At 62.8% G+C, this 13,527-nt stretch carries 10 protein-coding genes; 7 read left to right on the top strand and 3 right to left on the bottom strand.

Features of this window, described 5'->3' with window-relative positions:
• Positions 1 to 48: 48 nt before the first annotated feature.
• Both QMA15_RS20900 and QMA15_RS20895 read right to left on the bottom strand, forming a co-directional pair.
• Entirely contained in the window at positions 49 to 3,417 is a 3,369-nt protein-coding gene (locus tag QMA15_RS20900) for a serine hydrolase (RefSeq protein WP_019747055.1), read from the bottom strand.
• A gap of 54 nt (positions 3,418 to 3,471) precedes the next feature.
• On the bottom strand, positions 3,472 to 5,082 hold the full coding sequence (locus tag QMA15_RS20895; protein WP_020968549.1) for an ABC transporter substrate-binding protein: 1,611 nt from the start codon (positions 5,080 to 5,082) through the stop codon (positions 3,472 to 3,474).
• 162 nt (positions 5,083 to 5,244) lie between these two features.
• Between QMA15_RS20895 and QMA15_RS20890 the strand changes: the two genes are divergently transcribed.
• The 4 genes from QMA15_RS20890 to QMA15_RS20875 all read left to right on the top strand — a co-directional run bounded on the left by QMA15_RS20890 (position 5,245) and on the right by QMA15_RS20875 (position 9,048).
• The gene (locus QMA15_RS20890) at positions 5,245 to 6,405 is read left to right on the top strand and encodes a pyridoxal phosphate-dependent aminotransferase (protein WP_024487530.1); all 1,161 of its coding nucleotides are present in this window, start codon (positions 5,245 to 5,247) and stop codon (positions 6,403 to 6,405) included.
• Between the two features lie 64 nt (positions 6,406 to 6,469).
• The gene (locus QMA15_RS20885) at positions 6,470 to 7,078 is read left to right on the top strand and encodes a TetR family transcriptional regulator (RefSeq protein WP_024487531.1); all 609 of its coding nucleotides are present in this window, start codon (positions 6,470 to 6,472) and stop codon (positions 7,076 to 7,078) included.
• Positions 7,079 to 7,146: 68 nt separating this feature from the next.
• Entirely contained in the window at positions 7,147 to 8,568 is a 1,422-nt protein-coding gene (gene purB, locus QMA15_RS20880; protein WP_019747059.1) for an adenylosuccinate lyase, read from the top strand.
• 66 nt (positions 8,569 to 8,634) lie between these two features.
• Positions 8,635 to 9,048, top strand: coding sequence for an HIT family protein (locus tag QMA15_RS20875; RefSeq protein ID WP_042950899.1), 414 nt, complete (start codon positions 8,635 to 8,637; stop codon positions 9,046 to 9,048).
• 15 nt (positions 9,049 to 9,063) lie between these two features.
• On the opposite strand, the gene fes is transcribed toward QMA15_RS20875, so the two are convergent.
• On the bottom strand, positions 9,064 to 10,299 hold the full coding sequence (gene fes, locus QMA15_RS20870; protein ID WP_290286232.1) for an enterochelin esterase: 1,236 nt from the start codon (positions 10,297 to 10,299) through the stop codon (positions 9,064 to 9,066).
• A gap of 66 nt (positions 10,300 to 10,365) precedes the next feature.
• Here fes and fepB point away from each other — a divergent pair, with 66 nt between their 5' ends.
• The 3 genes from fepB to QMA15_RS20855 all read left to right on the top strand — a co-directional run bounded on the left by fepB (position 10,366) and on the right by QMA15_RS20855 (position 13,445).
• Positions 10,366 to 11,361 (top strand): Fe2+-enterobactin ABC transporter substrate-binding protein, encoded by a 996-nt coding sequence (gene fepB, locus QMA15_RS20865; RefSeq protein ID WP_024487532.1) that lies wholly within the window; start codon positions 10,366 to 10,368, stop codon positions 11,359 to 11,361.
• Between the two features lie 111 nt (positions 11,362 to 11,472).
• Entirely contained in the window at positions 11,473 to 12,786 is a 1,314-nt protein-coding gene (locus tag QMA15_RS20860; RefSeq protein ID WP_223257921.1) for a histidine kinase, read from the top strand.
• Positions 12,783 to 13,445, top strand: coding sequence for a response regulator transcription factor (locus QMA15_RS20855; RefSeq protein WP_019747064.1), 663 nt, complete (start codon positions 12,783 to 12,785; stop codon positions 13,443 to 13,445). The genes QMA15_RS20860 and QMA15_RS20855 overlap by 4 nt, the downstream gene beginning before the upstream one ends.
• Positions 13,446 to 13,527 lie beyond the last annotated feature (82 nt).

Here is a 13,527-nt window from a genome sequence, read left to right as displayed (position 1 = left end):
GTGTTTCGGCGTTCGGTGTTTCCGTCATCGTATGTGTAGCGGTCGTCGTCACGCGTTAACCCGTGGTAGGAAGCGGAATCCGACGTACACGCCGTCGCGGTGCGGCCGTACCGTCGTCCAACCGGCGGCCCCGGGTTGACGGGTGGTCCAGGTCCCCGGGATCTGCGACGGTACGAGAGTGGCTACCGCTGCAGGCTTCTTCGGAGCTGTTTCGTCTTCCTCGGGATTCGGGATGACGTCGCCGATGACGGTGATCACAGCCTCGTCAGCGGACTCTCCACGACGGAACTCGATTGCTATTCCGCCCGAGCTGTACTTACCCAGAACCGAATCCGGAATCGACTCCACACTCGCGGGGTTCGGGGCGAGGGCTTGCGGAGGTTCGAGTCCGACCAATGCGGCCGCGGCTTCGGTGAAGAGATCACGATAGAGGCCGTCTGCTTTGCCGCCGCTGGTCAGCAGCGCGATCGCGACATTGTGGCGGGGGAAGATGCGCAGATATGCGTGCTGCCCGATGGTGCTGCCGTCGTGGCCGAAAATTTCTTCGCCCGACCAGGTTTCGTGGAACCAACCCAGACCCCAGCCCGACTTGTCCGGGAACAGTTCACTGATGTCGATTTCGGGTGTACGCATCGCGGCGGCTGATTTCTCCGACACGATCCGCACGCCGTCGACGCTCTGACCTTCGAGAAGGCCGAGTTCCGCGAACGTGAGCAGATCTCCGATGCTGGCAGTGATGCAGCCGGCTGGCCCCATCGAGCGCGTGATCGGCCAGACGGGCATCACGACGGAGTTCCCTGTATGGCCCGCTGCCACAGAGTATCTCGGAGTATCTCCGGTCAACGTGAGTGTGTGCGCGAGGCCGAGCGGATCGATGATCCGCTCCTTGAGGATGTCGTCCCAGATGCCGCCGCGAAGAACCTCGACGATACGAGCTGCAAGGACGTACGCGGAGTTCGAGTACGCGAAGCCGTCCTCGAGTGGATGAACCTGACGGAAGTCACGCAGGCCCTCGACGTAGCGTTCGACGACGTCGTCTCCGCGACCCTTGTCGATGAAGAGGTCACCGTCGATTCCGTTGCGATGGTTCAGAAGTGCGCGAACCGTGATGCGGGCGGCTGTTTCCTCGTCCTGCAGTGCGAAGTCGGGCAGGATTGACCGGACGGTCGCGTCCAGGTCGAGCAAGCCTTCGTCGACCAGCTGCATGACCAACATCGCGGTCCATACCTTGGTGATGGATCCGATCTGGAACAGGGAGTCGGTGGATACCTCGACCCCGGTGTCTGCATTGATCACGCCGGAAGCCACCGTCGTACGGGTGATTTCCTTGCCGCTGGAATCGAGTGTGAGAATACCGAATTGAGCACCGGTGACGCCGTAACGCTCACACAGTACGTCCAGTGAGCGCTTCCATGCGTCGGCGCCGGCAGATGCGTTGGCCAGGCCGGTCTTGGGCAGCTTCGCGGAGGTGTATCGCTTGACCCACTCGATGAGCCGTGTGCTGTAGTCGATTCGGTGCGAGATCGAGCCGTTGACGAGGAACCCGTGGCTTGCACCGGGATACGCCACCAGTCGGGTGGGTACATGCTGCTGGCGAAGTGCGGCGAACCAGGCCTCGGCCTGACCCAGCGGGCACCGCTCGTCCGACTTTCCGTGCAGGATCAGCGTCGGAGTCACCACGTTCTTCACGGCGGCGAGCGGTGAGGCTGCCAGGAGCCCCGCGGAGTTCTCGGGAACAGTGGTGCCGGTGGCGAGCGACGCGAGGTGCGGACCGAAATCGCAGACTCCGGCCATGGCGTTGAAATCGCAGATCAGCCCACCGGCCACCGCCGCGGCAAAGCGATCGGTCTGCGAGGTGAGGTGGCAGGTGCTGTATCCGCCGTAGCTGTACCCGGTGATCGCCAGGCGGTCCCCGTCGACAAGTCCCTCGGCGACAAGTGCGTCGATCGGCTCGAGGAAGTCGGCTTGGTCCGAGGTACCCCAGGCGCCGTTGACGGCATACATGAAGTCTGCGCCGTACCCGTCCGATCCACGTGGATTGAGGGTCAGGATGCGCCAGCCCTGCGCTGCGAGAACCTGGTGGGCGGGGTGATAGGTATCGGCAACGCCGGTCCACGCGTTGTGCGGTCCGCCGTGAATGTCGAGCAGAAGAGGTGCAGCGCCATCAGTTTCGGGAGCGGACAGCAACCAACCATGCACGGTACGGCCGTCGGAGATGGTGAATTCGCGCTCCTCGGCGGCAAACAGGGTCACCTCGGGGAGTGCTTCTGCGGTGAATTTTGTCAGCGTGGTGACAGCGCCGCTGTCGAGATCGACGAGTGCGACCTCGCCGAAGGACTGCTGTGTGGTGACGATGACGGAGGCGACGCGGGCGTCACGGGCAACGGAGAGCGCCGAGACGACCTCGTTGGGATTGGCGACGAGGGAGCGAGAGGTTCCGGTTTCGATGTCGGCTGCATACAGATGCGTCCATCCGCGATCGCGGAGGCAGAACACGATTTCGTCGCGAGTATTCGACAGTGCCGGTGTGCCACCGGGGTAACCGGGCGCGCCGGGCATCACGTTGCGATCGAGATGAGCTGTGAGGGTGACGTCGACCGGTGTCTCAGTTGGGCCGGGGACGGACAGACGGATCAGGTCGGCAGTTCCGACACGGACCTCGGGGGTGCCGATGGCGACGACCGAATCTCCTTGCGGGTGCCACAGTGTGGAGCCCTGCACCCCGGTGGCGTGACCGAGTCGCTGCGGCGGAACTGACAGATCGTCGACGAGGATTCGGTAAGCGCTGAACGTGAGGTTCAGATCGCTGTCCGGTTCGAGATTCGCGGTGAAGGCAAGAGCCGTGCCGTCGGGCGACCAGGACGGTACGTCCGCATTCCAATCACCGTCGGTGAGGCGTCGTACTGCCTTCGTCTCCAGATCGACGGTGTGCAGGTGGCGACGGAAGGTGCCGAGCCAACCGGCGCCGTCCACCTTGTATCCGAGTCGGTCGGTGACGATGGGCGCATTCGGATCGGTGGAGTCCGAACGTGAGATCACAGCGGCGAATGCAATGGCATTTCCGTCCGGGCTCCAGACCGGTGCGCCGGCACCGAGGGGGAGTGATGCTGCTGTGGTGAGGGTTTCGGCCTCGCCGCCGGCGAGCGGGATCAGGTGCAGCTGCGCGGAGTCGCCGACCTTGCGGAGGAAGGCAATCGAAGTTCCGTCCGGAGAGAACCGAGGTGCCGAATCGGCGGGCCCCGCAGTGAGGCGGCGAGCCTGGGAATCGCGGGACACTGCCCAGAGAGATGTAGTTGCCTTTCCGGCAACAATTTCCGAGCGAACGAAGACGACCACGGTGCCGTCGGGCGAGATTGCGGTTTCAGTGGGTGTGACCACGCGGTGGAGGTCGTCGAGAACAAATGGACGGTCAGTCATGTAGATCCTTCGAATCGGAGAAATAGATGCAGACGTAAAGCTTTGTCTTCCGGCTTATTTCAGAACTCGGATGCCTGGGCCCGCCAGGGTTCCACCAATCGGCGCGTACAGGGACGTCGCACCGTTGAAGAACATGAAGTTCGGCGATGTGGATACCGGAACGACGTCAGAAGAGGTGAACAGCGCCTGTTCCGCTTCCTTCCACACCGAGCAGGATTCCTGCCCGGGCAGAACCGAGGCCTTCGCAGCCAGTTCGGTGTACTCGGGATTGTCGATCGATGCGAAGTTGACGCCCGCCGGAGGGGTCGGGCCGGAGAAGTACGGAACGAAGATGCTGGGAGTGTCACTCTGGACGGTCAGACCGATCGAGATCGACCAGGATGTCAGGTCCTTTGCCGCGAACGTATTGGAGATGATGAAATTGTTGTCACCACCGCGAAGCTCTACCTTCGCGCCGAGTTCCTGCCACTGCTTCATCGCGTATTCTGCTGCTGCAGAAGTGGTATCGCGGTAGTTGGCAAAGATGACCGTCAATTGCAGCGATTGACCGTCCTTGGTCAGAACGCCGTCGGATCCGGGCTTCCAGCCGGCGTCGGCGAGGGTCTTCTTCGCCGCGGCCATGTCGAACTTCGGAACTACACCGGTGACACTGTCGTAGTCACATGCCCGCGGATCGACAACGGCCAATGCCGTAGCGCGCGAACCCTTGCCACCGGTGTTGATGTCCGTGTAGTCGTCGAGATCGATTGCCTGCACGAGCGCGCTGCGCACCGCTTCGTCCTTGGTGGGAAGAGCAGCATTGTGGTTGAAGATGAACTGCCCGCTCAAGGTGTTCGACGTCATCGATTCCAGGCCGGACGCTTCCACACGTTCGATATCCGCACCGGCCACCGGTGCTGCGTTCACCGTTCCGGTGAGGACCAGGTTCGCCGTCGTCGCCGCGTCGGTCACGATCTTGATCGTGACGGCCTTGGGCACTCCGAGGGTGTCCGATGTGGTTTCGCCGTTCGGTCCCCAGTTGTATCCGTCGCGGCGTTCGAGCGTCACGTGATCGTTTGCCACTACTTCGGTGATCTTGAACAGGCCGGTTCCGTTGCTGCTGCCGCGAACACTGGCGGGGTCGTCGAGTGCTGCCTGGCATGCCAGTTTGAGAGCACCGATGCGCTCGAGCAGGAAGGGCGCAGGTTCCGCCGTCTTGATCGTGAGCTCGTCGCCATCGGCGGTTGCTACTGCAGTTTCGGGTACCGACGCTCCCAGCCACGGCGAGCCGTTCGTCTTGTCGACGACCCAGTTGATGTTGTTCGCGGCTGTCTGGGCAGTGAACGTCGTGCCGTCTTCACACGTGATCCCTTTTTTGAGGGTGAAGTTCAGCGAAGTTCCGTTCTCGCTCCATTTTTCGGCCAGATACGAGCCCGCTGCACGGGTTTTGGGGTCGATGGCCAACAACGAGTCGTTGGTATAGCTGTTGATTGCCTGCGTGGCAGTCAGGTTGGTGATCAGGGGATGAAGGTTGCCGGGGTCGGTGTTCACGATCGTCGTGAAACTCCCGTCCTTGGCGTAGTCCCCGGAGGTCCCGCCGCCAGGATCAGAGGTGCTTCCGCACGAGGCAACCGTGAGAACGCCGATCGTGACCAGAGCCGCGGTGGGCACTGAGCGAGCTTTCATCTGATGCACCTTTTGATCGAAGGATGTCGTTGATCAATGCTGCGCGAGGGACGTGGCCCAGGTCTCGTTGAATCGACTCATGCTGAGCACCTGAATCTGTCGGATCGTCACAAAGGATGGTCGTCGTTTCTCACGGAAGTGTGGTTCGGCTACCGTCGGGGTGTGCGCTCAGAATCTCGTCGATCAGATATCCAGACCTTCCATGTCATGGATGTATGGAAGGCCGCGACCGAACGTCAGCGGACGCACGGTGACGTTCTGACGTTGGCTGCCGGTCAACCGTCGACCCCCGCGCCGGCACCGGTGCTACGTGCGACGCGCGAGATCCTCGGCACCGAACTACTCGGGTATACCGAGACTTTCGGGATCCTGCCGCTACGCGAAGCTATTGCGCGCTACCACAGCGAGCGATCGGGAATAGCCGTCGACGCCGAAGACGTGGTGGTGACGACAGGTTCGTCCGGGGCGTTCACCTTGCTTTTCCTGGCCGCGTTCGACGAGGGCGACACCGTGGTGGTCGCTCGCCCCGGATATCCCGCCTACCGCAACACCCTTGCCGCTCTCGGCTGCAACGTCGTCGAACTCGACTGCGGGCCGGCAACCCGATACCAGCCGACGGTGGACATGCTCGAGGCCTTGCCGTCGCCGCCTGCCGGTCTGATCGTCGCCAGCCCGGCAAATCCGACGGGCACGGTGATCTCGCCCGAGGAGCTCGCTGCGTTGGCGACGTGGTGCGAGCAGCACGGCACCCTTCTGATCTCGGACGAGATCTACCACGGCATCGGATACGGCGATCAGCACACGTCGAGCGCCTGGGAGACCTCACGCGAATCCGTTGTGATCGGCTCGGTGTCCAAGTACTTCTCGATGACGGGTTGGCGGCTCGGGTGGATGTTGGTGCCGACGTACTTGCGGCGCCCGCTGCAGCGACTCGCGTCGAACATGACGGTGTGTCCGCCCGCGATCTCTCAGTACGCCGCCATCGAGGCGTTCTCGGACGAGGCGAAGGTCGAGTTGGACGGGCACGTTCAGCGGTACGCCGTCAATCGTGAACTGCTGTTGACCGGGTTGCCGAAACTGGGCATCACCGAGCTGGCTCCCGCCGACGGTGCGTTCTACGTCTACGCGGATATCGGCCATCTGTGTGGCGACGAGGGCGCTACCGCGTGGTGTGCCCGGTTGCTGACAGATACCGGGGTCGCGTTGGCACCCGGAATCGATTTCGACACCGTCCACGGAAACCGGATGGTCAGACTTTCGTTCGCGGGCGCGACAGCCGACATCCAGGAGGCGCTGACCCGCCTCGAGAAGTGGCTCGGGTAACAAACAGCAGGGTCTTCGAGCTGTTTCGCCATGCGGAGGTGCCCTCTGCTGGCACGATGTCGTGGTGTCTTCTGCAGCTACGCCCAAGGGTGAACGACGTCGCCAAGCTCTGGTGGCGTCCGCTGCTGAACTTTTGCTGGAGGGCGGGTTCGACGCCGTTCGTCACCGAGCGGTGGCAACCAGGGCCGACCTTCCTCTGGCTTCGACGACCTATTACTTCGACTCACTCGACGATCTGATCGCGTGTGCCGTCGAGCTCAACGGCAACGCCGACATGGAAGCGATGCGCGCCAGAGTGGCTGCGGTGACCCAACGTCGGCGGGGCGCGGAATCAACCGTCGAACTTTTGGTCGAGCTGCTGCTCGGAGACGAAGAGAAGCGGCCGGAGAGCCGCGAACGATTGATCTCGCGCTACGAACGATTTGTGGCGTGTGCCCGTCATCCCGCGCTTCGTGACGTGCAGTTGCGCCTACGCGCCCAGCTCGACGACCTGTTGACCGATGCGCTTCGACGCTCGGGCCGAACGGCGCCCGAGGGGCAGTTGCGCCGTCTTGTCGCGATGGTCGACGGCGCGATGATCACGGCGCTCGGGGAGTACGACCCGGACCCACGCGGGTTGGCCAGAGGAATGCTCTTGGAATCGATCGACGTGATGGCGCCGCCGGTCGTCTAGCTCGGGGGTGACAGCTGCTCTAGCTCGGGGGTAACAGCACTGCTCGGCCACCGTTAGACTGAGGCCTCGTGAGCCGCATCCCGAATGTCCTTGCCAACCGATACGCCAGCCCGGAGCTTGTTGCTCTGTGGTCTCCCGAGTACAAGATCGTGCTCGAGCGCCAATTGTGGGTGGCGGTGTTGCGTGCGCAGGCAGAGCTGGGCATCGACATTCCGGCCGACGCCATCGACGACTACGAGCGCGTCATCGACAACGTCGACCTGGCGTCCATCGCGGACCGCGAGCGGGTCACCCGCCACGACGTGAAGGCACGCATCGAGGAATTCAATGCACTCGCCGGACACGAGCAGGTCCACAAGGGCATGACCAGCCGTGACCTCACCGAGAACGTCGAGCAGCTGCAGATCGTGCGTTCTCTCGAACACGTCTACAACCACGGCATCGCCGTCGCCGCCCGTCTGGGTGAGCGCGCTGCCGAGTACTCGTCCATCGTGATGGCCGGCCGCTCGCACAACGTCGCAGCTCAGGCCACCACCTTGGGCAAGCGTTTCGCTTCCGCGGCCGACGAGCTTCTCGTTGCACTGACACGTCTGCGTCAGCTGATCGACCGCTACCCGCTGCGTGGGATCAAGGGCCCGATGGGTACCGCTCAGGACATGCTCGACCTCCTCGACGGCGATGCGGCCAAGCTCGAGCAGCTCGAAGCGAAGGTCGCGGAGCACCTCGGATTCGCCCACGTACTGACCAGCGTCGGCCAGGTGTACCCGCGTTCGCTCGACCACGACGTCATCTCCGCGCTCGTCCAGGTCGGCGCGGGCCCGTCGTCGTTTGCACACACGATCCGCCTGATGGCCGGCCATGAGCTGGTCACCGAAGGCTTCCAGCCCGGCCAGGTCGGCAGCTCGGCGATGCCGCACAAGATGAACACCCGCTCGTGCGAGCGAGTCAACGGACTTCAGGTGATCCTGCGCGGCTACGGCTCCATGGCAGCCGAGCTCGCGGGTGCACAGTGGAACGAAGGCGACGTCTTCTGCTCCGTCGTGCGCCGCGTCGCTCTCCCGGATGCGTTCTTCGCGATCGACGGCATGTTCGAGACCTTCCTGACCGTGCTGATCGAGATGGGCGCGTACCCGGCCGTCATCGAGAAGGAACTGACGCGCTACCTGCCGTTCCTCGCCACGACCCGCGTTCTCATGGCAGCGGTGCGCGCGGGCGTCGGACGCGAGACCGCCCACGAGGCGATCAAGGAGAACGCCGTCGCAGTTGCGCTGGCGATGCGTGAGGAAGGCAAGGAGCCCGACCTGCTCGATCGCCTTGCCGCCGACGATCGTTTGCCGCTCGACCGCGCCGCACTCGACGAGGCTCTGGCCGACAAGGCGGCCTTTGTCGGCGCCGCGTCTGCTCAGGTCGACGCCGTTGTCGCCGAGGTGCAGAAGCTTGTCGACGCCAACCCCGAAGCTGCGGCGTATGCGCCGTCGCCGATTCTGTAAGGGCTACGCCCCCGTGCGCCTTTTCGGTGGTCACCACTACCGAAAAGGCGCACCGGGTCGAAGAGCATGAACTGCATCTTCTGTTCCATCATCGCCGGTGAGGCCGAGGCCAGCGTCGTCTACGACGACGCGAATGTCCTTGCCTTCATGGATATTCGGCCGTTCACATCCGGCCATCTCCTGGTCGTGCCGAAGCGCCACGCCAGTGGATTGTCCACGCTCGATTCCGACGACGGTGCCAGGATCTTTTCCGTCGCACAGAAGATCGCCGCAGCGATGCGTACCGGACCTCTCCCCGTCGACGGAGTGAATCTGCATCTCTCCGACGGAGCTGTTGCGGGGCAGGAAGTCTTCCATGTTCATCTGCACGTCATTCCGCGAAATCGCGGCGACGGCTTCGGCCTGCGTGCACTACCTCGCACGCCCAATCGGGCAGTTCTCGACAGCACGGCTGCCGTCATTCGCGGTGCACTGAACTAGCGGCACCGGCCACTTTCAGGGACTGCCGATCAGTTCGACAACGGAGTCCAGAAGGACACTGCGCCAGCACAACCAGTCGTGGCCGCCGTCGAAGATCCGATACGACACTTGCGCTCCGGCAGCCTTCAACGCCTGTGCGACCGCTGCGCTGTGCCCGACCATGTCGGACTCGTGCCTACCTACTTCGAGGACAACGCGTAAACCGTCCGGCGCGCCATCGCGCTCGATGCGTGCGGCGATGTCTCCACCCGGCGGACCGTCCTCGCTGCGCTTCAAGCCTGTCGGCCACCAGAATGAACCGGACCCGCTGGCGACCAGCGCGAAGTGTTCGGGGAATTCGAGTGCTGCGAACATCGAGGCCAGGCCGCCGAAACTCAGCCCTGACACCACCGTTCGCGTTCGATCAGACGAGAAGGGTGCGACGGCGCGCACCTGCGGAAGTAGTTCGTCGACGACTGCACTCCAGTAGTCGCGGTTGCACGGCAATTCCTTCGAACGACGTTGATTGTCAACGGAATCAATGGCCAGCAGAACGCAGGACTTCAGTTTGCCGGTCTGCACTGCACGATCGAAGGCGGCACCTGCTGGCATGACCTCGGCCCAGTGGCGCCCGTCGAGAAGTATCACGAGCGGCCGTTCTTCGAGCGGTGTCAATCCGTCGTCCACGGTCTCGTAGATCCACACCGGCCGCTCGATGTCCAACGTCGAACTGGCCCAGGTGAGCTGTATCGACTTCCTGAAAACTGGAGCATCCCAACCGAACTGGACCGGCGCCGAGGGCATCTCGGCGACGGAACGCCTTGTGTCCACGCCTGCGGAAAGCGGATTGAGTGGGTCGGCAATTCGGTGTTCGAGCAACCCCAACCAGCGGGTGCGGCGGGTCGTGTCTTCCTTGCCTGCTCCCGGATAGTCGAATTCGTCGACTACGGACTTCGGCGCCGGGATGATGCTGTAACTGCTGCGCCAGGTGTTCGAGACTTCGGCGGCGTAGAACCACACCGGACTCTCGCCGACCCGTTGCATCACGCTGAGTTGTTCCGCGTGATGGTCGGTCAACGAGTTTGCGTCGAGGTAGACGCGCTCGACTTCCGTCTCCTCGGGCTGTCGCCAGAGGAAAGTTACTCGAACTGTATGTGTGTCAACACTTTCGATGATCGGCGTGCCTTGTTGCACTATCCGGTTCCAGAAGGTGTCGATGTCGGGCGAGGCCGCGAGGGAAGCGGACAATTCTGTCACCGCCTGAGTTAGCATGAGCACAGCCTAACCTAATTTCATGGGCTTTTGAATTCGAGGAGTGGTCCGCCAGTGGGCGTCACAATGAAAAAATCGCGCGCCTTGAAGGTGCTCTCCGCAGTCTTGGTGGCAGGGTTCGCTCTCGCCGGATGTAGTTCTGCGGATGCCGATTCCGGTGCTGATTCGGCTGCATCGCAGGGTAATTGGCCCCGCACGGTGGAAACGCCGAAGGGGCCGGTGGAGATCACGTCGAAGCCGGAGAGGATCGTCTCGACCAGCGTGACGCTGACGGGCACGCTGTTGTCGATCGACGCTCCGGTGGTGGCTACCGCATCGACGGGACCGAACACCGACGTATCGGATGCGCAGGGGTTGTTCACACAGTGGGGCGACATTGCTCGAGAACGTGGACTCGCAGTGCTGCCGATGGGCGGAGCGAACGCAGAATCCGTTCTGGCCCAGAACCCGGACCTCATCGTCGTCTCGGCGACCGGAGGTGACTCCGTCGTCGATCTGTACGAACAGTTCACGGCCATCGCTCCGACAATAGTGGTGGACTACGGCGGAAGTAGTTGGCAGGAAGTGGCCGCCGTGCTGGGTGAAGCGACAGGTCTCGAAGACAACGCAGCGGCCACGGTCGCGAAATTCGACAGCGCAGTAGAGGCAGCGAAGGCCAAGATCACACTTCCCCCGCAGCCGACCACCGCGCTCGTCTACTACGAGGACGGCAGCGGCGCCAATATCTGGACGCACGAGTCCGGGCAGGCGAAGTTGCTCACGGCGATGGGTTTCACGGTCGCCGACATTCCCGAGTCTGCGAAGAGCAGTGAATCCATGGGCAAGCGCAAGGACATCATTCAGGTCTCGGCCGAGAACCTCTACGACGGTATCGCGGGCAACACCCTGATCTTGGTCAGCGCCGACGACGGTGCGGTGAAAGCGGTCGAGGCACTTCCCCTGTTGGCGCAGCATCCGGCAATTCGTGATCACCATGTCTATGCCGTGGGGCTCGATACCTTCCGTCTCGACTACTACAGCGCAACCAACATGGTGAACCGGTTGGTCGAGCAGTTCGGCTGATCCATAAGTACTAGTGCTTTCACCCCGAACTAGTCCTTTGGTTGTAGCCGAGAATCGAACATTCCCTTCACGTTCGTCGAATGTGGGACCAAGTGGTGCGCGCATGCCACCATGAACGTCAATCATCGGATGCGGAATGGGGAGTGGATGTTCGACTCGGCTGGTCAGAATGTCTCGGGGCAAGCCCTGGCATCGCGAGGGTGGGGACGTTTCAACCTGAACAACCCGGCCACGGCGGCCGTGATCGTCGGCCTGCTGAGTGTGCCGTGGGTGTTCGGTCTCGCCAGTCTCAAGACTGAACCCGAGACGAGCAATCGAGTGCTGAGCGATCCGGGAACCGTCGTCGGCATCATGGGTTTCCTGACGGTGTTGACCGTTGTGGCGTGTGCGCGCCGGCGGTACCCGATCGCGTACTACCTCCTGACGTTGGCAGGATCCGGCGGATTGATGCTCTTCCTCGGCAGTCGATCGCTGGGGGCCACGCCGCTTTTCTGGTTCGCGATCATGGCAGTGTCCATCCGGGTGAGCGGCATGCGCCTGGTCGGACTGCTGGTCCTCGGAATGGCGATGGACGTGATCTTGGCGATGTATCTCACCGAGCGGGACGGGCTGACGGTCGCAGAGGTTCAGGTGGGGGAGTTGCCCCACCTGTTCCTCGAGCCGGCGGCAAACACCGTCACGAGTTTTCTGGTCGTCGCCGCCATGGGAAAGATCGTCGCGCGTCTGCGAAAGCAAGCAATGGAGAACAGTCAGGCGGTAGCGGATCTGCACCGGGACCGCGAACGGAAGATCGCGAATGCCGTTGTCGCCGAACGGCAGGACATGGCACGTGAGTTGCACGACGTCGCGGCTCACCACATGACCGGCATGATCATCCAGGCCCGTGCCGCCGACAAGTTCTTCTCGAGCAATCCAGAACAAGCGCAAGCCCTTCTGGGCGGCGTCATCGAGCAGGGGCAGCGGGCCCTCAACAGCTTGCGGCAGATCGTGGGGATCCTCCGTCTGGGTGAGGAAGACCCCGATTTCCCGACGCCTATGGTCTCCGACATCGACGAGTTGGTGGACGACTGCAGGCGCACCATCTCGTCGATCTCGCTCGAGAAGGTCGGCCGCTTCGACGACCTGGACAGCGGAGTCCAGTTGACGTGCTACCGCATCGTCCAGGAGGCGTTGTCGAACGTCCTTCGCCATGCGCCGGGTAGCGAGTCCAAGGTATGTCTGAGCCGAGAAGCCGGTGCGGTGAGAGTCCGGGTGATCAATACGCTCGGGAATGCTCGTCCGTCCTCCGACGGGCAAAACCTCGGAATTGTGGGAATGCGCGAACGCGCGACGCTCATGGGTGGTCAACTGGACGCCGGACCGAATTCGGAAGGTGAGTGGGCTGTGCAAGCACTGGTGCCGGTGAACGGGAGGATCAACGCATGATCGATGTCCTTATTGCAGACGACCAGCAGGTGGTACGGCAGGGGTTCGAACTGTTTCTCTCCGGTCACCCCGAGATTCGCGTCGTCGGGCATGCCAAGACGGGAGTCGAGGCGTACGAGCAGGTGCGTGCACTGCGTCCGGACGTCGTACTGATGGATATCCGAATGCCTCACGGTGACGGGTTGACCGCGACCAGGGAGGTCCTTGCCGAATTTCCGGCGACCCGCGTCGTCGTGATCACCACGTTCGATCTCGACGAGTACGTTTTCGAGGCGCTCGACAGTGGCGCCGCAGGGTTCCTGCTCAAAGACGCCGATCCAGAGGAGCTCTCGTCGGCAGTGCTGACCGTGGCCGAGGGTGGCTCGGTGCTCTCTCCGAGATTGACGTCGAGACTGATCGTGGAGTTCGCGAGGCGCAAGCCGGCACCGATGTCCACGGCGCGCTCCGGATCGGATCACGGTCTCAGCGCGCGTGAAATGGATGTGGTGCAGTTGCTGTCACAAGGCTTGGGAAACAACGACATCGCAGATTCCCTCAGCCTCGAGCAGAGCACGGTGAAGTCGCACATCAGCAACATCTGCAAGAAGCTGCAGGTGCGCACCCGTGTGCAGATCGTCATCTGGGCGTACCGAAACAACGTGATCGCCGTATCGCGCTGACGCACGGGACGCTGCGGCGCATCCGGCACGGCGCGGGCAGAGAAAGTCCACGTGCCCGGGTTCGACCCCTCGTCGAACCCGG

This window comes from Rhodococcus sp. APC 3903, from assembly GCF_030407755.1.
GTDB lineage: Bacteria > Actinomycetota > Actinomycetes > Mycobacteriales > Mycobacteriaceae > Rhodococcus_F > Rhodococcus_F erythropolis.
Note: the sequence above shows the minus strand (reverse complement) of the source record. Positions and strands in the feature narration are given on the sequence as shown.